16 protein-coding genes and 1 pseudogene are annotated in these 20,743 nt (G+C 46.2%); 3 read left to right on the plus strand and 14 right to left on the minus strand.

Going from position 1 to position 20,743, the window contains the following annotated elements; translation table 11 throughout:
- Nucleotides 1-237: 237 nt before the first annotated feature.
- Nucleotides 238-1,287, minus strand: a complete 1,050-nt coding sequence (locus BFJ94_RS10915) for a 2,3-butanediol dehydrogenase (RefSeq protein ID WP_120462699.1) — start codon at nt 1,285-1,287, stop codon at nt 238-240.
- 249 nt (nt 1,288-1,536) lie between these two features.
- Between BFJ94_RS10915 and BFJ94_RS10920 the strand changes: the two genes are divergently transcribed.
- Entirely contained in the window at nt 1,537-2,577 is a 1,041-nt protein-coding gene (locus BFJ94_RS10920; RefSeq protein WP_120462700.1) for a LacI family DNA-binding transcriptional regulator, read from the plus strand.
- Nucleotides 2,578-2,658: 81 nt separating this feature from the next.
- Here the strand turns inward: BFJ94_RS10920 and BFJ94_RS10925 are convergent, their stop codons facing one another.
- The gene (locus BFJ94_RS10925) at nt 2,659-4,089 is read right to left on the minus strand and encodes an aminotransferase-like domain-containing protein (RefSeq protein ID WP_229716773.1); all 1,431 of its coding nucleotides are present in this window, start codon (nt 4,087-4,089) and stop codon (nt 2,659-2,661) included.
- A gap of 191 nt (nt 4,090-4,280) precedes the next feature.
- Here BFJ94_RS10925 and BFJ94_RS10930 point away from each other — a divergent pair.
- Nucleotides 4,281-5,140 (plus strand): annotated as a pseudogene (locus BFJ94_RS10930) (DMT family transporter).
- Nucleotides 5,141-5,291: 151 nt separating this feature from the next.
- On the opposite strand, the gene hpdA reads toward BFJ94_RS10930, so the two are convergent.
- The 8 genes from hpdA to BFJ94_RS10970 all read right to left on the minus strand — a co-directional run bounded on the left by hpdA (nt 5,292) and on the right by BFJ94_RS10970 (nt 16,078).
- The gene (gene hpdA, locus BFJ94_RS10935; RefSeq protein WP_229716774.1) at nt 5,292-6,275 is read right to left on the minus strand and encodes a 4-hydroxyphenylacetate decarboxylase activase; all 984 of its coding nucleotides are present in this window, start codon (nt 6,273-6,275) and stop codon (nt 5,292-5,294) included.
- Nucleotides 6,276-6,306: 31 nt separating this feature from the next.
- Nucleotides 6,307-7,614 (minus strand): MFS transporter, encoded by a 1,308-nt coding sequence (locus BFJ94_RS10940; protein ID WP_205571018.1) that lies wholly within the window; start codon nt 7,612-7,614, stop codon nt 6,307-6,309.
- A gap of 77 nt (nt 7,615-7,691) precedes the next feature.
- Nucleotides 7,692-7,973 carry a 4-hydroxyphenylacetate decarboxylase small subunit gene (hpdC, locus tag BFJ94_RS10945; RefSeq protein WP_120462702.1) on the minus strand — a complete coding sequence of 94 codons (282 nt, stop codon included), beginning with the start codon at nt 7,971-7,973 and terminating at the stop codon, nt 7,692-7,694.
- Between the two features lie 3 nt (nt 7,974-7,976).
- Nucleotides 7,977-10,688 (minus strand): 4-hydroxyphenylacetate decarboxylase large subunit, encoded by a 2,712-nt coding sequence (gene hpdB, locus BFJ94_RS10950; RefSeq protein ID WP_120462703.1) that lies wholly within the window; start codon nt 10,686-10,688, stop codon nt 7,977-7,979.
- 161 nt (nt 10,689-10,849) lie between these two features.
- Nucleotides 10,850-11,734 carry a response regulator gene (locus BFJ94_RS10955; protein ID WP_120462704.1) on the minus strand — a complete coding sequence of 295 codons (885 nt, stop codon included), beginning with the start codon at nt 11,732-11,734 and terminating at the stop codon, nt 10,850-10,852.
- Between the two features lie 10 nt (nt 11,735-11,744).
- On the minus strand, nt 11,745-13,751 hold the full coding sequence (locus tag BFJ94_RS10960) for a sensor histidine kinase (RefSeq protein WP_120462705.1): 2,007 nt from the start codon (nt 13,749-13,751) through the stop codon (nt 11,745-11,747).
- Nucleotides 13,752-13,760: 9 nt separating this feature from the next.
- Nucleotides 13,761-14,468, minus strand: coding sequence for a LuxR family transcriptional regulator (locus BFJ94_RS10965; protein ID WP_162944239.1), 708 nt, complete (start codon nt 14,466-14,468; stop codon nt 13,761-13,763).
- Between the two features lie 239 nt (nt 14,469-14,707).
- A complete protein-coding gene (locus BFJ94_RS10970) occupies nt 14,708-16,078 on the minus strand; it encodes a class I SAM-dependent rRNA methyltransferase (RefSeq protein ID WP_120462707.1) in 1,371 nt (456 codons plus the stop codon).
- A gap of 199 nt (nt 16,079-16,277) precedes the next feature.
- Here BFJ94_RS10970 and BFJ94_RS10975 point away from each other — a divergent pair, with 199 nt between their 5' ends.
- Nucleotides 16,278-17,258 (plus strand): Na/Pi cotransporter family protein, encoded by a 981-nt coding sequence (locus BFJ94_RS10975; RefSeq protein WP_120462708.1) that lies wholly within the window; start codon nt 16,278-16,280, stop codon nt 17,256-17,258.
- 9 nt (nt 17,259-17,267) lie between these two features.
- On the opposite strand, the gene BFJ94_RS10980 is transcribed toward BFJ94_RS10975, so the two are convergent.
- From BFJ94_RS10980 to BFJ94_RS10995, 4 genes are all read right to left on the minus strand, one after another.
- On the minus strand, nt 17,268-17,702 hold the full coding sequence (locus BFJ94_RS10980) for an NUDIX hydrolase (protein WP_120462709.1): 435 nt from the start codon (nt 17,700-17,702) through the stop codon (nt 17,268-17,270).
- Nucleotides 17,703-17,826: 124 nt separating this feature from the next.
- Nucleotides 17,827-19,167, minus strand: a complete 1,341-nt coding sequence (gene mtaB, locus BFJ94_RS10985; RefSeq protein ID WP_120462710.1) for a tRNA (N(6)-L-threonylcarbamoyladenosine(37)-C(2))-methylthiotransferase MtaB — start codon at nt 19,165-19,167, stop codon at nt 17,827-17,829.
- A gap of 2 nt (nt 19,168-19,169) precedes the next feature.
- The gene (locus tag BFJ94_RS10990; RefSeq protein WP_120462711.1) at nt 19,170-19,934 is read right to left on the minus strand and encodes a 16S rRNA (uracil(1498)-N(3))-methyltransferase; all 765 of its coding nucleotides are present in this window, start codon (nt 19,932-19,934) and stop codon (nt 19,170-19,172) included.
- A gap of 111 nt (nt 19,935-20,045) precedes the next feature.
- A complete protein-coding gene (locus BFJ94_RS10995) occupies nt 20,046-20,741 on the minus strand; it encodes a site-2 protease family protein (protein ID WP_120462712.1) in 696 nt (231 codons plus the stop codon).
- Nucleotides 20,742-20,743 lie beyond the last annotated feature (2 nt).

A 20,743-nucleotide genomic window follows, 5' to 3' on the forward strand; every position in this document is an offset into this window, starting at 1 on the left:
CTAACGCTACTTGGAGTCTATTTCAACCTGTAATAGCTAAATGAATCGTAAGCTGATTCGTATAATTATGGGTATGATTCAGTATATCATATCAAAAGGAAATAAGAATGTACGTTCCTAGATATAGGTAATTGCGTATATAAAAAGACGATGGCCCCCCCAGCCCAGAGCCAGGAAACCATCGTCAGTTCATTTTATTCTATTAATAACGGCTATTCAGCCTTTAATTGCTTATGCTTATTCTGCCTTCACAAGAATCTTCACATGGTTCTTCTCTTTCAGAAGAGCTTCGAAGCCTTCTTCAATGACATCGTCGAGCTTGATCCGCTTCGTGACCAGCTTGTCCGCCGAGAAGTATCCTTGACCCATCAAGCTGATGACAGCTGGGAATACGTTGCGGTAGCCGATAATACCTTTGATGCTGCGTTCGTTCATAACGACATGGTTCGGATGGAGCGCTGCTTCCTTCTCGAAGATGCTGACGATCATCAATTCGCCGCCAATTCTCGTCGAGTTCAGCGCTTGGGTGAACACGGGTGGAACACCAGTAACTTCAAATGCAACATCTACACCGCCATTCGTGCGTTTGCGGATTTCTTCAACAACATCATATTCTTTAGGATTGATGACGATTGCACCGAGCTCTGTTGCTTTTTGTTGACGTTCAGCAGATAGCTCAACTGCATAGATTTCTGATGCACCGGAAGCTTTCAGAGCTTCGATAACGAGCAAACCGATCGGGCCTGCGCCGAATACTGCTGCTTTGTCGCCAACCTTCAATTTGCTCTGGCGGACAGCATGCAACGCAACTGCGGAAGGTTCCACAAGTGCGCCTTGCTCATAGGAGATATTGTCTGGAATTTTATGAACCATCGCTTCATCAGCAGCTACATATTCGGAGAAGCCTCCTCCGCCACCGGCAAGTCCAAGGAATCCCATCGAGGAGCACAGGTTATAGTAACCAGCTTTACAAGCTTCACAATGACCACATGCGAAAATAGGTTCGACAGTGACACGGTCGCCAGTCTTGAACTTCGTTACTCCTTCACCTACTTCAACAACTTGTCCGGAAAATTCATGCCCCATAGTAACTGGAGCTTTCTCCCCGGTAAGTGGGTGTGGTGTACCTTCTGGAATGAAGATCGGCCCTGCTGTATATTCATGTAAGTCGCTGCCGCAAATACCGCACCATTCGACCTTGATTTTAACTTTACCCGGTTTAGCAGCCGGTTCTTCAATATTTTCCAAACGCAAGTCTTTTTGACCATGCCATCTTAGTGCTTTCATCTATTCCATCCCCTCAGATGTATTAAAAATTAAATAAAATTCAGCCTATATCCGGAAATTTTTTTATTTTTTTCGGAAACGTTTCCTAAACAAACTCTAGCACTTTGCTAACGCACTGTCAACGGATATACGGATATATTGTTTTTAGCTATGATTTTATTCACACAAACTAGGTTATGTTATAATAATTTCGTAGATATTCCGTAGACATTAAGTTAACTTTGTGGAAATGATTTCGAAATAGCAAGGATGGGATCATATTTGGAGAACGAGAAGGTTACGATAGAAGTCGTCGCTGCCAAGGCAGGGGTCGGGATCGCCACCGTATCCAGAGCGATTAATAATATGGGCGGCATCAGTCCCAAGACCAAGGCCAAGGTGATGGCAGCCGTTGAAGAGCTTGGATTTATTCCCAATTCCAATGCACAGAATCTGAAGCTGCGGCAGACGAAGCAAATCGCACTGGCCGTGCCGGATATCCGCAATGCTTTTATCCCTGAAATCGCCTATGCCGTCGAGCAGGTCGCGAAATATTATGGGTATCGTGTCGTTCAGATCAATACGTTGGGGAATGTGCGGTCAGAGCTGGAGGTACTGCGTGACATTAAGAAGCTGCATGCGGACGGACTCGTTATTTTACCGCTGGCCTACCCCAAGACGCTCAAGGATCTGATTAACAAATCCAAGCTTCCCATCTCTATTATCAATTACGGCAAAAAATTAGATCCCGACACCAAAGCCGACATCGTCAGCCTCTCCACACAGGAGGGCAAGCTGGTCATGGAGCATCTGATCAATATCGGAAGAACGAGAATCGCCTATGCTGGCGCTCAGAAGGAGATCATTGAGGAGAGATTTTTCGCCTATGAGGATGCCGTTGATCATTTCGACTGCTCGCTGGTCTATTTCGGGGATGACTTCTCCATGCAGACCGGGGCCAAGGCGGCGGATCATTTCGTGAATCTGGCGCATATGCCGGATGCGATCTATGCCGGGAATGATATGGTGGCGATCGGACTTCTGAACCGCTTCAAAGAACTGGGGGTTCGTGTGCCGGAGGATATCGCTATCGTCGGAATCGACAACAATATATTGTGCACCATTACCACGCCGAAGATCAGTTCCGTGTCGATCATGGGCTCGGAAGTAGCCAAGGTAGCGACAGAGCTGCTGCTGCAACGGATTCAGGAACAAAAAATCGGCCTTTATGAAAGGGTTCAGTTCGAACCGCGCCTGTTCGTCAGGGAATCCAGCCTAGCCCGTACCCATACTACCCAGCATATCGATTGACCTATCGCGTTCAGAGATCATATGGGAGACTAGCCTTAGGAGCTTTAAGCTTCTAGGGCTAGTAGTCGCTGTTGCCACAGCTTACTCGAACATCTCTTGATAGAGGCCGATGAATCGCCTCATCCCTTCTCGCAGCTGCTGCTCATTTAGATAGGAATAGCTCATCCGCATCCAGGAATTCATCTCCCTCAGCGGGTCGCAGATCGAGCCGGGTACGAAGGTGATCGATTGCTCGCGGCAGCTTGCAAGCAGCTCATCCATGCCTGCGGATGCTGATCCCGGCAATTTGATCCACAGGTTAAAGCCACCATCTGGGCTATTCCACTGCCAGCCAGTGCTTTGCAGCTCCTCCTCCATAATACCTTTGCGAATCGAGAGCGCGGTCCGCAGCTTATGTAGATGCTGCTGCATGCGTTCCGAGAAGAAATAGTGGAGGAAGATCTTTTGATTCAACAAGGGGGTTCCGCTATCCGTCAATGATTTGGCCTTGAGCAGATATTTCATAATTCCGGGGCGGCAGGCCACCATAGCTATGCTTAAGCCTGGAGCTATATATTTGCTGAAGCTGCGGATGTAGATCACATGCCCGGAGGTATCATAAGCGAAGAATGGTGCAGGCGGAGCCGCCCCAAAATAAATATCCGGATAAGAATCATCCTCCACCAGTAGACAGCGATATTCCGCCGCCAGATCGACCAGCCGCTTCCGCTGCTCCGCTGGCACGGTGTACCCGGTTGGATTTTGGAAGGTAGGATTCATATAGAACAAGCGCGGTTTATATTTTCGCATCAGCTCTTCGACCTGCTCCAGGCAATAGCCGTCCGGAGTAATCTCGGTGGGAATTAGGTTCGCTCCCTGTCTTGTGAATATATCGATTGCCGGGCTATACGTGGGCCGCTCCAAGATCACATAATCCCTGGGCTTGACCAGAACTCTGGCGATCAGATCGATCGCCTCCTGCGAGCCGGAGCTGATCAGGACCTCATCCTCCGTCAGCTCAAAATGATACCGCCCCGTAAAATATCCTCTTAACGCTTCTCTAAGCTCCCTATCCCCCTGCGTAGTAGAATAGGTTCCGAGCACCTTCGGATACAGATCGAACACTCTTTTGACATATTCAGAGAAATAACGATTCGGCAGCAGATTAGGGTCCAGCAGTGCCTTGGAAAATTGATAGACCGCCTCGACCTGATGGATTTCGGATAGATGGCTGTCATGAACATATGCCGAGATGATCGGGTCCTGCTGCACTGCAACTGGCGGCCACGTACTCCCAGGCTGCACATAATAGCCGGACTTATCTTTTACATATACCTTCGCGTTCTGTTTCAGTAATTGGTAGGCTTTGAAGACGGTCAAGCGATGCACCCCGAATTCCGACGCCAATGACCGAACGGAAGGAAGCCTCTCATGGGCTTTCCATTCTCCGCGTCTGATTCGCTCAAGAAGATAATCATAGACCTGTTCAAACAGTTTATCGGAATTCGCATTTAGAAAAATAGCCTTTTTCACGGCCATCCCTCCTTCTCCCCACATTATATATGATATATTCTCTAGCTGGAATCTGTTCTATGTTTAATAATCTGTTCTATTCCTTTCCCTGTAATATAAAACAATACTAAGGAGGAATAGACATGATACTAGTAAATTATTTGCTGATGTGCCTAATTTTTGGGACGACCTTTCTGGCTATTAAAATAGGAATCGATGCAGGGGCGCCGCCCTTCTTCTCAGCGGGAATTCGCTTTCTGACGGCAGGAAGCGTTCTATTGTTATGGATGGTTGGCAAACGAAAAGCAAGTTTCTCCCTTTTGCTGCGCAAGGAAATGCTCCTGACAGGAACGGGGTTAACCTTCGGGGTATTCACGACTCTTTATTGGGCCGAGCAGTATTTGAGCTCCGGGATTGCAGCCATCCTGTCGGCAACGGCCCCCCTAATGATTTTGCTGCTGCAGACCGTCATCGCCCGGCAGCGGCTGGCGCTTAGCTCGTTGACAGGCTGTCTCATAGGTTCTGCTGGCCTCGTTTTGCTGTTATTGCCCGGCATCAATGTAAGCTTCAGCAAGCTGTGGGTGCTTGGATGTGCGGCCGTTTTATTGGGCCAAGTTTTCTATTCGGCTGGTACCGTGTATTCGCGCCGTGTCGTGCAAAGGTTTCAAGATGTATCTCCCATCGCCCTGAATGCGGCACAAATGATGTATGGCGGCGCGCTGTTGCTTATTTTATCCTTATTCACCGAGAAGATTCATATTGGGACAATGCTTGCGCCAAACGCGATTTTATCGCTCTTATTTTTAATCATTGCCGGATCAATGACGGGACATACAATTTTTTATTGGCTGATCGCCAAAACCAATCCAGTGTTTCCATCCACCTGGCTTATATATCGCCTCTAATCGCCCTTTGTCTTGGCGCTGTTTTGTATGGGGAGCCGGTTTCGCTTGTATCTGTAGCTGGCGGAATTACCATTATCATCGGCATCATCTTCATCAACCTGGACAATTTGAAGACCCTGGTGTTCAAAAGCAAACCTGCGGGGAAAAAGACTGGGGAAACGGTGTGATTGGTCTATAGCGTTTCTCAGTTTCGTTAGCGAATTCAGCATGCAAGAAGCCGACCTTAAAGGATCGGCTTCTTGTACATCGCGGCCGCTCATCCTTGAAGTGGCCTCGATTGGAGGTTTTCATATCAAAAGCGGACTTCTGAACAACCTCTTAAAACGGCGTATTAGAGCCTATATAGCAATGAATCCCTCTCTCTTCAAAGACAGAAATGTACGGAATAAGCTCTGTTGGATCCATGCTCTCTAGTTCAGTAAACGGATAAACCACGCCAAGCTGGGTCCACTTGCTATCACCCATTCGGTGGAAAGGCAATAAATTGATTTCTTTCAGGTTCAAGCTGGCCATGAAATCAGCTGTTTTAATCATATCTTTCATATTGTGATTGAAGCCTGGAATGACAGGTTTCCGAATGATCAATCTCCCCTTAAATTCAGGACCTGCTGCGATTGTGATATTATCGAGAACCTGTTTGTTAGACATTCCCGTTTCTTCAATATGCTTCTCATTATCCATATTTTTCAAGTCCATAAACATAAAATCAATGTATGGAATAATCGTGCGGAAGGTCTCACTTGGTACACAGCCGCAAGTTTCTATCGCCGTATGAATATACGCCTCTTTGCAATATTTCAATGCCGCTAATAGAAAGTCTTTCTGTACCATAGGCTCCCCGCCAGTAAAGGTAACACCGCCATTGCCGCTCCAGAACTGCCTGTCTCTAGAGACAATATGGATGAAGTCATCTAGTGTAAACTCTTTCCCGCTGACTCTAATAGCCTCATCCCTGCACGCTTCAGCGCATTCATAGGTGTTACAGCCTGAGCATATATCCCGATTGATAACGACCTTATTCTGATTGTTAATATGGATCGCATTGCGGGGACATCTTTCTATGCATCTTTCACAGTTGAACGCTTCATATTTGCATTTCTGTTCCGCATACATTAATCTTTGACGTACTTTCCAGCCTTCTGGATTGGCACACCAGGTACATTTAAGTGGGCATCCTGATAAGAAGAATAAGGTTCTACAGCCTGGACCATCATGAACAGAATAAGCCTGTACATCAAATACGATACCTTTTGCCTGTTGTCGTTCTGCTCCAATTGGCATACTTAGATTCATACGACTCATGCTCGGATCTACCTCTTTTCATCTTATGAATTTAAGCTTGCGAGCTGCTTGTCACATCCTCTTCATTGCTCTGCGATTTTTTCTTCTCGGCAGTGAGCGGGAGCAAGCAGGCAAAGCCAATCGATACGGCAAAGGAACCAAGGGCAAATAACATGGAGCCCAAGTATGAACCAAAATTATCGTAGAAGAAACCGCCCATATAGGTTCCAACTGCTGGACCAATCCCCATGACCACCAGGGTAGCTAACCCCCAAATTTTGCCGATACTTTTTCTACCGTAAATTGCTCCTGCATAGCCCGCGCATCCACCTGGCTCGATTGCCCAATATATGGAGAAGAGAACACATGCGATGATTCCAAAGAATATATGGGTTTTGGTCAGCAGCAATAATGCACAAGCAAGTACCCCAATCGCCGGTCCGAAGATTAGCATAATCTTTCTACCTTTAGCTTCATTATGGTATTTTATGACCAGCTTATCAGCGATAACCCCAAGTAAAGGCATTGTAATAATGCCGCTGACCCCAATCACGATATACAAATTGGTAGCTGTCCCCAGATCCAATTTAACATCTTGAACAAAGAAGTTTACAACTTGTGACCAAACTAGAAATTCTGCCAGCATACTGGTCAGAAAAGCGATGATTGTCCCCCACACCGGGAAAGTCTTAAATGCTTCCTTTACAGTCCAGCTTCTTTGCTCTTGTACAGCCCCGTCAGCAGCATTTGGCATTTCGCCAAATGGCTTGACTCCATAGTCCTCAGGATTCTTGCGGGCAAATAGAGCCGCTATGATTAATGCGATGAACACAACGACTGCCAGGATTTGCATGGCCACGCGCCAATCCATACTCTTCAGAATTCCTTTGAGGCCGAGACTTAAAACAACTTGTGCCATTGGAGCCCCCATAAAGGCCCAGCCCCACATTTTTGCATAGCTGGTACCAACATACCATTTCCTTACCGAAACCGTGGAAGAGACCCATAGCATCCCCGTCCCAATTCCGGCGAAGAACGAATATGTAAATAGGTATCCAGCATAGCTGCTTTGCAAGCTTGTTAAATAAAATCCCAAAGCCCCGAATACAGCACCTAGCACAAAAGCTGGCCTTGTCCCCCATTTATCGATAATCATACCGCTAAAGAACGCTGTAACGGCATAGATCGTCATCATTAAGGAATAACCTAATGAGGTGGCGGATACGGTAAGGCCCATTCCTTCTGACATTGGACCTAATAATATGCTAAAGGTCGACCGGTATCCAAACAAACAAAATACGGCTAACCAAGAAGCGATGACCACATAGATCCCTGTTCTGCGAGCTTGTTGATCATTCACACTCATTCCCCCCATTCGACTCATCCATTAATCGGAAAGGAAGGGTACGTACCCTTCCTTTGTGCAATTTATCCTAGTTATTTAACCTCTGTATATTCCTTCTTAGCCGCAAAATCTTCACATTGGAATGCCTTCAAATCTTCGTATGTCCAGAAGCCCTTCTTAGAAGCTTTACATTCCCCTAAGAAAGGTGTTTCACCAGCAGCATAGTTGGAGCAAAATTTACATTTAGGAATAGCAGAGCATTCCGGACATACAGGAGTGTCAATCATGACCAGTTCATTCGTTAATTTGCAAATGCCTTTGGCAACATCCACAGGAATAAAGTTCCGGCAATCATCATGTCTTAGTTCACACATTGTCTACACCCCTTCATATTCTGTTCTAGCAATTACTTCGTCTTGAATTGGCTTACCGATCTCACACCAATATTGCGTAAAGCCTGCAACACGTACTAGCAGCTCACGATAATTTTCTGGTGATTTCTGCGCATCGATCAACATCTTAGAGTCAACGATGTTATATTGAATGTGATATCCGCCTTTTCTCATGTAAGCTCTAGTCAAGTCAAGCAGCTTCTTAGATCCTTCAACGCCAATAACAGCATTTGGATGAATCTTCATATTCATTTGCGAGTTTTGAGATTGGGAATGATCCCAACATGTAGCAGACTCAAACAATGCGTATGGACCATTTCTGTCTGTGCCTGGATATGCGGACATCGAGCCATCTGCATAGGTTGTTCCAGCTAGACGTCCATCTGGTGATGCTAAAGTAACCGCACCTTGTGCACCGTGTGTAGAAACCGAGATTTGACAAGGATACAATGGTTTCGCATATAAGGATTCATAGTCTCCACACATTTCACAGAACCATTCCTCATAGGCTCTCAAGATTTCATCTGCATATGGATCGTCATTTCCATACTTAGGTGCTCTTAGGCAATCCGAGTGAATATCATCGTATTTGTCGATACCATCCTTTTTCTCTTGTGTGCCGAGCGAGAAGCTTCCAACTTCTGCAGCGGTTTTGAAGCCAAAGTTATTGAGAAGAGCTTCTTTCATCTCATCGAACGTATATTTCTTATCATCGTATACAAGCTTCTTCATCGCGGCTAACGAGTTGACCATATTGATCGTTCCGCAGCTTTCAATATTATATGTGGCATTGAAGCGATAGCCCATATTACCAATATGCTGGCCTTTATCCAAGCAATCTGGCTTCAATAAGGAATTGAAGATCGCCATATTATGCTTGCGCCAAATATCATGCTGAATATTGTTCGTAGTGGTCAAGCAATCACAAGTCATCGCATAGTATTCCTGGAATGTCTCCCACAGTTCTTCGTAAGTGTCCAGTTTTTTATTATGTGGAGGATATACTTGTTCACCTGTACGGTGATCAAAACCATTGGTTAACACTAATTCAAGCACCTTTGGATTGGCAATGAAGTGGACGCCAACGCTTGTAGGCTGTCCTGCACCGCCAGGAATCCAGTATTTGCGGTCATTCAAGACGAGCTCTTTCCAAATGCCCGGCGATGTTTCGAGACAACCGCCGATAGAGAATGCTCGTGCATTGGTCAAATCCATGCCTTCCTTGGCATAGTTCTTCATCATGAACTCAATGCCTCCGCGATTGTTCATCCAGGCTGGATATCCGGCTCCCATCTTGTCACACTCGATTGCTTTCAACAAGAATTCTTCCGGCAGCTTGTCATCATACAGAACAGAAAGTGTAGGTTGTGTGGAATCACAACGGATACCTGCTTCAAGAATCAACATCTCCAGACGGTTAGCTGCTGATTTTCCATCTCTTGTTACACCGCCCAGAGCGAGGTTGTTGAATGTGTTACCTGCTAATACGCCTCCAACTACACCGGCACAAGCGAAGCAGTCAATCAAACTGAATTTCACGCGGTGGCATTCCAATAGCTCAACAACTTCATCCTCGGTAATTCGGCCTGCTTCCATATCTTGTTCGAACCAAGGCCACAGAATTTGTCCCACTCTCCCAGGTGACATACCGGAGATCGCATCTTCATTAATAACAGCAAGATGAATGAAGGTTGTTAATTGCAAAGCTTCTCTGAATGTACGCGGCTGTTTATGTGCAATATGATAGAGTATGTCTACTAAATCACCATATTCTTTCCGTTCTACTTCTGTTTTGGCAACCTGCTGTAAACGAGCCGCTTCTTTAGCATAGTTTTCGATCCAGCCGCTAACGCCTTCTAATATTGTTTTGGCAGCTTCATAGAAATAAAGCCTGTCCATACCGGTAATGCCATCTCCATGAGCGCGTCCTGCAACTGCATCCTTGCATTCATTGCACATCTCAATCAAGCTATCAAAGCCATACTGCAATGGATAGTAGTAATTGATTACCTCACGGCCTTGCGGCAGTGTATAACCGGAGTCGAACATACAGATTACAGATCTCATAATCTGTTCTTTCATTTGGTATTCAGGAACCATTTGTTCGTATTTGTGGCCTAAATCATCAACGGATTTGCCAACCCACTCCCTTGCCAACTTCACAAGTGCCGGAACCTCTTCAGCACGCATACCAAACTTGCCGGCAATAGATGTCACCTTACCAACGGATTGTGTTACGTTACCGCCGCCAGTACCGAAGGTACTCACTTCACCCGCGCTCGCGGAACCGCTCTTAAGAGCCGCCTGGAACAGTTCATCCTCTTTGGCCATGTAATAGGATTCTGACATCCAGGGCATCGGGAATGAACCACGATAATGATATGTCTTACCTCCAACTAGCAGCTCACCTGGATAAATCGTAGGTGTAATGTGAAGAAAAGCACTTTTCAATGCTTCAGCTCTTCTCATAATGACAAGATCGCCCTCAGTCTCCTGGAACTTTCTCGTGTACCAGTAAGGAAATTCACAGGATGCAGATGATAGCGTTTGCAAAAATAAATTTTTCAGCTTTTTAACTCTTGGATGGGGATCCTTCTTCACTTCACGTCCAACAATTTCATCAGGAGCGGTACCGCCATACTGAAAACTAATCGGAACCCCTTTTTCCTTTAGAATGTCTTCTAATTTTAATGACATGGTATTAAAACCTCCCCTAAGCTTAGATAAGCTTGATTTACTTATAAGTATAAAGAAGGGGCCCCCGTGTAAGTAATTGTCCGATCGTATGATTTAAGTATGATTAACTGTATAAAAAAGATGTAAAGATAATTATCTTTACATCTAAAGTGGTAGGGCAACTATCCGTTTAAGCCATGATATTGATTCTTCTGGTAGAATATTTCATCATTCAATACTTGTTCCAAAATGTTTATAGTGTTCTTCGTGTGTTTATTTGTGACCATTTCCTTCTTGAACTCGTCCAAAGCCAATTTTTTATCTCCCAGCCGCTGGTATACGTCGACAAATCGCTTGACGGTTCGGACTAAAGCCACCTCAAGGGATTCATCCGTCATCCTTTCTTGATCATCCATACGATGCAAGATGTACCCTATTTTTTTCATTACACTCAGAGGCTCTAAAACCTTAATCCAATCCTTATGTTCCCTCTCATCCAACAATAAAGATATACTGGATATTCCTGCTGACCAATGGATCTTCTGAATTGTTTCATTGGATACAGGCAGCATATTGGTTACCTTTTCACAATACTCCATATAGAGCAATGCCTTCTGGCATTGTTCTTCGTCTTTGAGCTTGAGCATGTTCAGAAATACCTGAATAATACTATCCAAATCTTCCTTGTGCTGGTCTGTTTCTTTCTTTTTCATTTGCAAATGAATAACACTTTTTAATTCTTGCATATCTACAGGCTTTGATAGAAAATAATTCGCTTCTACTTCAATGCTGCGTAATCTGTCTGCCACATCACTTAGTACAGTCAACATGACAATTCGGATGTCTTTCGTTTTTCTATTGTTTCTTAGTCTCTGACATACCTCAAATCCATTTAGACCAGGCAGCATAACATCCAGCAATATTAAATCCGGCAAATAATGCTCTGCCATTTGCAAAGCTTCCATCCCGTGGAACGCCTGCAGCACCTCATAATTCCAGGCCTCGATAATATCCTTATACAATTCACAATTTTCCCGGTTGTCATCTACAAGCAATATCCTGTTCATCTACTATCCCTCATTTAAGATTTACGTTATTCTTCTTTGGTATAAAGATTGTAAATTCTGCTCCTTCTCCTAAAGAGCTCTTTAAGCTAACAGCGCCCTGATGCAATTCAACCATTCTTTTTACAATCGGCAGACCAAGCCCAGTACCGTCATATTGCCGGCTATAAGAGCCATCAACTTGTTCAAAAGGCTCAAATATCCGATCATGATCCTGTTCATCGATGCCGATCCCGAAATCCCTCACCGTAATACTGTGGTAAGACGGATTTTCTATACAGTTAATATGAATTTCCCCATTGTTGTAGCTGAATTTAATCGCATTTAACAGCAGATTCAAAATAATTTGCCGAAATTTGTTCCCATCCACATACAATCTCATCTGCTCTGGCTCAACCTGCAGACGGATTTGTATATTTTTGTTCGAAGCTAAACCCGCGACATCAAAGATGCAGGCACCGATCAGTTCCTGGGCAAGAAACTCGTTTTTCATCAAATACATTTTTCCGGATTCGATCTTGGAAATGTCTAATATATCATTAATCAATTTCAACAAATGACCTGCATTATTGCTAATAACCTGCAGATATTTAATTTGCTTCTCATTCAGCGGTCCAAAAACTCCATTTTCTAAAGTTAAAGAACTGCTAATAATGCTATTAAGCGGTGTTTTCAGTTCATGACTCATATTCGCCAAAAACTGTGATTTGACATCATCGCCTCTCTTCGCCTCGAACATAGCAACTTGCAAATCCCTTGTTCGAATGGCAACTTGTTCCTCTAATTCGGTTTTGTATTTATTCAGCTCCAGCTCATAGCTCAAGCGTTTCTGTTCACTTAGATCCAGATTCACCGCCAGCTCGTGGATTAGCTGCAATAGTTGAATCCCTTCATCTTCAGTTTTGGTAAGCCACTCTGACTTGACGGTTATATCCCTCTTCCCTGCAGTGATTTCCTTCAAATAATTCATCGATTCTTTAAGCGGGCGAGTGATCTTATTAGCAAAATAACGGCCAATAAACAACAGTACGAACAGGAACAAGCAGGTAATAATCAATATCAAGTTGTTGTTGGCATTTACTACCGTATTGAATTTATATTTTGGAATGCCGACGCCTAACTCACCAACAACATCACCATCTATATTCTTGATACCACTATCCAAATAGTAGTGAATTTCTGTACCTATTAACACCTTCCCGTATGTATAGTTCCCCTCTACACCCATCGACTTGTCCTGCAAAGCGTTACTGTCCTCTAAGGCAACCGGATTTTTACTGCCAATATAATTGCTGCTCTCCTTGCTCTTAATGTTGGAAGTCACGCGAATACCATCCATCCCAATAGACAAGAAGGACTCTGAGATGCTGTTTGTGTACATTTCCGGAAAATATGGATCGTTATTGATGATATCGGCAAACAGAATATACCCTAGCAATTGATCATTTGTACCATACACAGGTGCTATAACGATTCCCATCAACATATTTTTGTACAAACGGTTATTCTGTTCTGCGCTGCTTACCTTCACACATGACTCTTGATAAAGAGTGGAGTCTGAATAAAATATGTCATCAACATGCTGTCGATCCATAGTAGCTATAGAAGCTTTCCTCATATTAATTCTCTCAAGGTAACTCTTCTTCAACAGCATCTCCGGAGCTTTTAGTTCCTTGTTGCTAAAGAGCACACTCCCTTTAGGATCGAAAAAAAGGATCATATCTACATAGTTTAATACCTTGTTCAAATCCTCTAACTCTGATTCAATTCCTGAACTGTTCCTCTCGTATGCTGCATTCTGCAGCCGCTCCTCAAGGCTTAAAAAATCAGCAATACTTTGCATTTCATCCATTCGGGAGGAAATAATCGACTGCGCGTTTCGAAGTCCATTTTTCAAATATTCAGCCGCACTTGAATCATTCAATTTAAACATAATGATGTTTGAAATGATTAAAAACAGAAACATAGGCATAATAATCGTACCAAAAACCAATAAAATGGTGCGTTTTTTAATCGACATAGCTGCTCCTCACAAATCCAGTTCATTCTGCTTCAGGAAGATAATAAGCTCGATACGATCTTTCAATCCCAATTTATTCAATATATTAGTGATGTGAGTTTTCACAGTAGCTTCGCTGATGTTGAGCTTATTGGCAATCTCTTTATTGGAAAGACCCCTGTATAGCTTATTAATGACTTCTATTTCACGTTTCGTAATTTTATTCTCTAGTAAGAATAATTCTGATGAACTGTGGACGGGCTCCTCCTCGACAACTTCTTCCGAAACAGGCACTTGATTGAGCAAAGCGAAGCTGTTTAATAGTAGCTCGATCAGCATATCCAATTTATCATTTGCCCTCTCAGTACCATAACAATAATCATTGAGCAGCGATCCCATTCCTATAGCAATAACCTGCTTGTTAAACATGATCGGAACTACAAAATTGCATCTTCCCATATAGCACGAGTAAATATATTGCTTTTGATTCAGCAGTACATGAGAAATTACATTCTGTCTTTCCATTTGACAGCGATGGTTGTTCTGTTGGTAAATGTCGTAGCAAAATAAAGAAGAGTTGGACCACACCGTCAATGGCTTCCCTTCCAGATTCAAGATACATAAACTTATATCAAACGCTTTCGCAAAGCTGTCCTGAAATGCTTGAATTTTATTCTTACCAATCTTGAATAACCATTTCTGACTATGATCAATATTAGGTTGTTTATCCTCTTTCATTGTTCTCATAAACATCCCTTTCTTGCTATAGACTTCACTTCTCGCATAATAAGGAATGCGCTTTCATTTCTAAACACTATGGGACTCGTTCAGCGCTACTATATACGTTATTAGAAATCTTATCTATCATTTCAGTCACACTGCCATAGCTATTCAAAAAAGCCAACCAGACATGTCTGGTTGGCTAATACTCTTCAAACCAATATTTTCTTGAACGTACCTTATTAAACCTAAGATCATTAAAACGTCTTGCTGCGAACCTCAAAGATCGCAAATTTCAGATAGTGTCCCTCATCTACGCCGAGGATTTGCGGATGGTCCTTGCCAGCCGCACGCCATTCGACAAGACGTAATACTTTGCCTGCATCGGCAGCGGCATCCTGGATTGTCTGCAGGAATAAATCGGGACGCATATGGTATGAACAGCTGGCGGTAACCAGATAGCCGCCTTCATTCACCAGTTTCAGCCCCTGTAGATTAATCTCCTTGTATCCACGACAGGCACCCTTGACTGCCGATCTGGTCTTGGCAAAGGCCGGCGGATCGAGAATAACGACATCCCAGGTACGCCCGCCGCCCGCGGTCATCTTCACGGATGTATCGACCTTGCCATCCTGCGCTCCACGCCGATTCCGATCGTCCAGCCCTTTCACCTGACTGCGGAGATAATCAAACGCATCCGCCACGACAAATTCTACGCGATCCGTAAATCCGTTCAACTCCACATTCACTCTGGCGCTCTCAATCGCATGCTCGGAAATATCGAGACAGGTTACTTTTTTGGCGCCGTATTTGCATGCATGAAGTGTAAAGCTGCCGGTATGAGAGAAGCACTCCAGCACAGTCGCCCCATCCCAATAAGGGAACGTCACTACCTTACCGTTGGAATTAACCGGCATAAGCTTAGGCGCTTCCCCAGGCTCAGCGACCTCCTTCAGCTCAATTCCACTGCGTTGGCCCCAGCCGGTCATCAGCGGCGCAATCGAAGCCCGGTTTTCACGCTGATCGAAGAAATAGCCCGTCTTCTGCCCTTGCTCGATATCCACCTTAACCTTCAATCCATTTTCGAGGATCGTCACATAACGTGGCGCTTCCCCGTACAATGGTCCTTTTACCTGCTCCAGCCCTTCCATCTCACGGATGGACACATCGCTGCGCTCATATATGGCTGTCGGCCCAACTACCTTCACAAGCGCCTCGACGATCTCCTTGCGGCATTGATCCATGCCGAGCGTCAACAGCTGCACAACGAGCACATCCGCGAAACGGTCCACGATCAACCCAGGCAGGAAATCCGCTTCCCCGTAGACCAATCGATAGGCATCGCCTGGTACGAATCTCTCTCTATGATGCAGACACTCGGTGAACCGCTCCGTGAAAAACTCCACATCCATCTTGTCCAGCGGACGGTAGGACACAGCGCGTACCGTTATTTGCGAAGCCGGATTGTAATAGCCCGTCGTGAGAAACTTGCGACGATGATCATAAATCTGCACCAGGCTACCTGGTTCCGGCTCCCCCTCCACCAGCTCGATTTCATTTTTGTATACCCAAGGATGGGCTTGTTCCAAGCGCTTCTTGCGACTTTTGTGTAATATAACGGATGCCAATCTATCCACTCCTTCATCATTTCCATGTTATAACTTGCTCATATGCCAATATCAGCCCTTATAGGCTCCCTGCGGGCATGGATGTCCCACCAGCAGCATATAAGTAACTTGTACACCTATATGTCGAGCTTAATTCCTGAGCATCCTCGGGATCAAAGCTGGACTCTTGAAACGACCTCTAAAAAAAGGGGGAAGACGGATGTTGCATGATCTTATACTCCCGGTCACCTTGGGACTCGCCCTCTTCCTGTTCGGCATGAAGCTGATGGAAGCGGCGCTTCATGCCTGGGCCGGGCCCAGGCTGATCAAGCTGCTGCATACGTCTACCAAAACGCCGTGGGCCGGGCTCGTATCAAGCACCTTCATTACCGCAGTTCTCCAGAGCAGCACCGCCGTAACTGTAATGACGATCGGGCTTGTTAACGCTGGACTATTGACCTATGCCAGAACCCTCGGCATCATTCTCGGCGGCAATATCGGCACCTGCCTGACCACCGAGCTGATCGCTCTGGATATATCCAGCTTCGGACTTCCGCTCCTGACGATATCATTGCTGCTATGGGCAGCTGCGGTCATAGGTGAAGAGTATTTCCCCGGCGGATACTCGAGCCGCCGTCCTCATTTGTTGCGTCCGCTCCAGTATGGAGCGCTGGCCTTAACGGGCTTCAGCCTGATCATGATCGCCATCCGCTGGATGCAATCGATCGGGCCGGAGCTTGAAGCTTACGGCATTATCGATAAGCTGCTGAACCATGCCGGAGACAGCCTGCTATGGGGCGCCCTCGCCGGAGCTGCGGTGACCGCCCTGATCCACAGTAGCGCAGCGGCCATCGCGATGACGATGGGACTGGTCTCCACCGGTGCCCTGCCCGTCTCGCTCGGGATCGCTATGGTGATCGGCTCGAATGTAGGCACCTGTGTGACGGCTCTGATCGCGGCCATCGGCGGCACAAAATCAGGCCAGTTCGTCGCGTACTCCCATGTTATTCTCAACCTGCTCGGGGCCTTATTCTTCCTGCCGCTCATGCCTTTGCTGGAATCCACCGTCTCCTGGATGACCGCCGATCCGGCGGCGCAAATCGCTCATTCCCAAACGCTGTTCAACGTCATATGCTCACTTCTGGCTCTGCCCTTCTGCTATTTGCCAGTATGGAACAAGCTGGATCTGCAGCAATCATAAGCCGCTATGTTAGATACCCGCGACACCCAGCAGCTTTAATGCTTTTTCCAAAATAAAATCATTGTTGTCATAGCCCTGTCTTTGCTGCTTCTCCCAAGCTTCCAGCGGCTCATACCATGCAACATCACGGATCTCCTCGACCTGAGGACGAAGCTCCCCGCCCTTGCTCTCAACCAGATAATAATGCACCTCTTTGTCCACGGGGCCCCGAGCGGGGTGGGGATAGGTGTAGGCGATAATGTCGATTAACTGATCGATCCGGCCAATGATGCCGGTCTCCTCGCGAATTTCCCGGAGTGCAGTCTGTTCTACGGTCTCCCCCTTTTCCCGCTTCCCTTTGGCAAAAGACATCTTGCCGTACCGATCGGTGATCAGTTGAACCTGCAATTGTCCGCCGTCCCTTCTATATACGACGCCTCCAGCGGATATTTGTTTATATGGCATCCTTGAACCTCCTCGCCCCACAACCCATAATCATTCCATGCTGAATCCACAACAAGGATTTCGTCCCTTCCATTCGGGAGAAATCCTTGTCTACAATGCTATATAAGTTAATATTGGCAAAATACTAAGCCAGAGCTTGAATCGAATCGTCGAGTACACGCACCAATGTACCTTCACTCGTATTCGCATCCGCACGGTCGAGCTTGACTCTACACAGCTTGCCGATCATATCCTGCGAGCCCGGGAAGCGAATCTTCAAATAATTATCGCTAAAACCGGTCAGATGCCCATCCACTGCCAAGGCTTCCATATCCCGTTCAGGAATAACGTCGAGCACTTGACCGACGAACTTCTCCGCATAAGCCTGTTGCATCGTCTCCGATAACTCGATCAGTTCTTGTACACGAGCATGCTTGATCTCCTCGTCTACTTGATCTTCCATCTTCGCAGCCGGCGTACCTGTCCGAGTGGAATACGGGAATACGTGCATTTCCGAGAAGCCGATCCGCTTCAAGGTCTCGTAACCGTCACGGAACATCTCCTCCGTCTCGCCAGGGAAGCCGACGATGACATCGGTCGTGATCGCTACATCCGGCATAAACTCGCGGATTTGCTTGATCTTCTGTTCGAATTCCGCCACCGTATATTTACGGCGCATCCGCTTCAATACATCGTCATTCCCGGCCTGGATCGGAATATGGAAATGACGGCACATCTTCGCAGAACCCTCCAGTACCTCGAGCATCCGGTCATCGATCTGGCTCGCTTCAATCGAGCTGATACGAATCCGGCCGAGGCCTTCGATCTTATCCAGATCCCACAGCAGATCAGGCAGCTTGTAGTCTTCCAGATCATCGCCATATCCGCCAGTGTGAATCCCGGTTAATACAATCTCATTATATCCGGCAGCGACCAGCTGACGTGCCTGGTTAACTACACTCTGCGGATCGCGGCTGCGTGATAGTCCGCGCGCCCACGGGATAATACAGAAGGTACAGAAATTGTTGCAGCCCTCCTGAATCTTCAAGAAAGCCCGGGTATGATCGGCGAAATTCGGAACATCCAACTCCTCAAACTCACGGGTCTTCATTATATTACGCACCGCATTGATAGGTTCACGCTGTGCTCTGATTTGGTTCACATAAGGAATAATCTTTTCTCGATCCTGGTTGCCGATCACGAGATCGACGCCAGGAATATCCATAATCTCTGCAGGAGAGGTTTGGGCATAGCATCCGGTGACCGCGATGATCGCGTTTGGATTACGCCGTACGGCACGCCGAATAATCTGCCTGCTTTTTTTGTCACCCGTATTCGTCACAGTACAGGTATTAATGAGATACACGTCCGCCGTATGTTCGAAATCGACTTGCTCGTAGCCCTCATTTTTGAACATTTGCCAGATCGCTTCTGTATCGTAGAAATTAACTTTGCAGCCCAAAGTATAAAATGCAACGGATGGCATTCTCAAGCTCCTCCCATTTCTCCAGATTCATACATGATGCAAGTCAGGGCGGCCATCGCCGCCGTCTCCGTACGCAGTATGCGCCGTCCCAAGCCGATCGATACGGCGCCAGCCGCTATCGCCGCCGTCACCTCAGCCTCCGAGAAGCCACCTTCTGGCCCGACGATAACTGCTATCTTGTAGCTTCTATCACTCTCAAGCCCGGCGACAAAAGGCTGCAGCGCATCGCGCAGCCCCTGGCCGTTCTCCTGTTCATAGCATAAGCATACCAGATCAAAGCCGGCTACCGCAGCCAGCAGCTCTTTCCAGGATACGGGCGACTCCACCATCGGAATTTTACTGCGATGGGCCTGTTCAGCAGCTTCCTTGGCGATTTTACGCCAGCGTATCGTCCGCTTTTCTTCTTTTTTCATATCATATTGGACAACTGTCCGCTCCGAAATGAAGGGCAAGAACGCCGCCGCTCCGATCTCGGTGCATTTCTGAATCACAGTCTCCATCTTATCGCCCTTCGGCAAACTCTGAGCAATCGTCACCTGTAGCCAGGCTTCTCCCCCCGGTTCCAGATCATTCACAATCTCCGCCACCACTTCACCAGGCTCGATCGAGACGATCTTAACCAGCGCTTCGCGTGAGATTCCGTCACTGACGATGAATTCATCTCCGGGCTTGGAACGCATCACTTTTCCAATATGACGAGCGTCCTCGCCTGTAATCGTTACCTGCTGATCAATAAATTGCTCAGATTCAATGAAATAACGCTGCATTCTCGTATCATTCCTCAGCTTAAAATACGTGTACTAACTCAAAATCAACATGGTCCATCATACAACTTTTGCTGCAAGCTTTCCAGTCCATATTCAGCTTAACGGCAGGCTCTATATGCTGTGAAGAAGCATATTAAAGAAAGAGATAATATTGCCCGACCACAGATAGGCCAGATCATATAGAGGCGCAATCGTATAGCGCTGCAAGGCAGGGACAACAAGGATGATAAGAAAGATAATAATAGACCAATTCTCAAATTGCTGCAGCTTGCCTAGCATCCGGCGCGGTACGATATCCTCCAGAATACGGTATCCGTCCAGCGGAGGCAGCGGGATCAAGTTAAACAGGAACAAGAAGAAGTTCATGTAGATAAACATCCCGAAGAAGGTATGAGCGGCTATAGTGTACTTGCTGTTTCCGTCGATGGCCAAATGCGGAATTACGCCGGAGCGCAGCAGAAGTACGTAAATAAAAGCTCCAAAAATACCGAGCAGCAAATTGCTGAGCGGCCCGGCGATCGAGACGACAACGCCCATCGTGCGCGGCTTGCTGAAGTTGTCCCGATTGACCGGAATCGGCCTTGCCCAGCCGAAGCCAGCGATCAGGAGCATAATAACCCCCAGCAAGTCGAAGTGGACCGCAGGGTTCAAGGTGACTCTTCCTAGCAGCTTGGCTGTAGGATCACCAAATTTATTAGCGAAATAAGCATGTGAAAATTCATGTACCGTAAAAGCGATTAATAATGTGATTAGAAAAAAGGGAAGCTGGCTTAACGGGACACGCAAAATTTGATTCAAAAAATCCATAA

The sequence above is a fragment of the Paenibacillus aceti genome (assembly GCF_003614185.1).
Classification (GTDB): domain Bacteria; phylum Bacillota; class Bacilli; order Paenibacillales; family Paenibacillaceae; genus Fontibacillus; species Fontibacillus aceti.

What these genes read in the sequence shown, in the direction of transcription:
- BFJ94_RS10915 (WP_120462699.1), bottom strand. Translation starts at nt 1,287, where the DNA reads ATGAAAGCACTAAGATGGCATGGTCAAAAAGACTTGCGTTTGGAAAAT.
- BFJ94_RS10920 (WP_120462700.1), top strand. Translation starts at nt 1,537, where the DNA reads ATGGGATCATATTTGGAGAACGAGAAGGTTACGATAGAAGTCGTCGCT.
- hpdA (WP_229716774.1), bottom strand. Translation starts at nt 6,275, where the DNA reads ATGAGTCGTATGAATCTAAGTATGCCAATTGGAGCAGAACGACAACAG.
- hpdC (WP_120462702.1), bottom strand. Translation starts at nt 7,973, where the DNA reads ATGTGTGAACTAAGACATGATGATTGCCGGAACTTTATTCCTGTGGAT.
- hpdB (WP_120462703.1), bottom strand. Translation starts at nt 10,688, where the DNA reads ATGTCATTAAAATTAGAAGACATTCTAAAGGAAAAAGGGGTTCCGATT.
- BFJ94_RS10955 (WP_120462704.1), bottom strand. Translation starts at nt 11,734, where the DNA reads ATGAACAGGATATTGCTTGTAGATGACAACCGGGAAAATTGTGAATTG.
- BFJ94_RS10960 (WP_120462705.1), bottom strand. Translation starts at nt 13,751, where the DNA reads ATGTCGATTAAAAAACGCACCATTTTATTGGTTTTTGGTACGATTATT.
- BFJ94_RS10965 (WP_162944239.1), bottom strand. Translation starts at nt 14,468, where the DNA reads ATGAAAGAGGATAAACAACCTAATATTGATCATAGTCAGAAATGGTTA.
- BFJ94_RS10975 (WP_120462708.1), top strand. Translation starts at nt 16,278, where the DNA reads ATGTTGCATGATCTTATACTCCCGGTCACCTTGGGACTCGCCCTCTTC.
- BFJ94_RS10980 (WP_120462709.1), bottom strand. Translation starts at nt 17,702, where the DNA reads ATGCCATATAAACAAATATCCGCTGGAGGCGTCGTATATAGAAGGGAC.
- mtaB (WP_120462710.1), bottom strand. Translation starts at nt 19,167, where the DNA reads ATGCCATCCGTTGCATTTTATACTTTGGGCTGCAAAGTTAATTTCTAC.
- BFJ94_RS10990 (WP_120462711.1), bottom strand. Translation starts at nt 19,934, where the DNA reads ATGCAGCGTTATTTCATTGAATCTGAGCAATTTATTGATCAGCAGGTA.
- BFJ94_RS10995 (WP_120462712.1), bottom strand. Translation starts at nt 20,741, where the DNA reads ATGGATTTTTTGAATCAAATTTTGCGTGTCCCGTTAAGCCAGCTTCCC.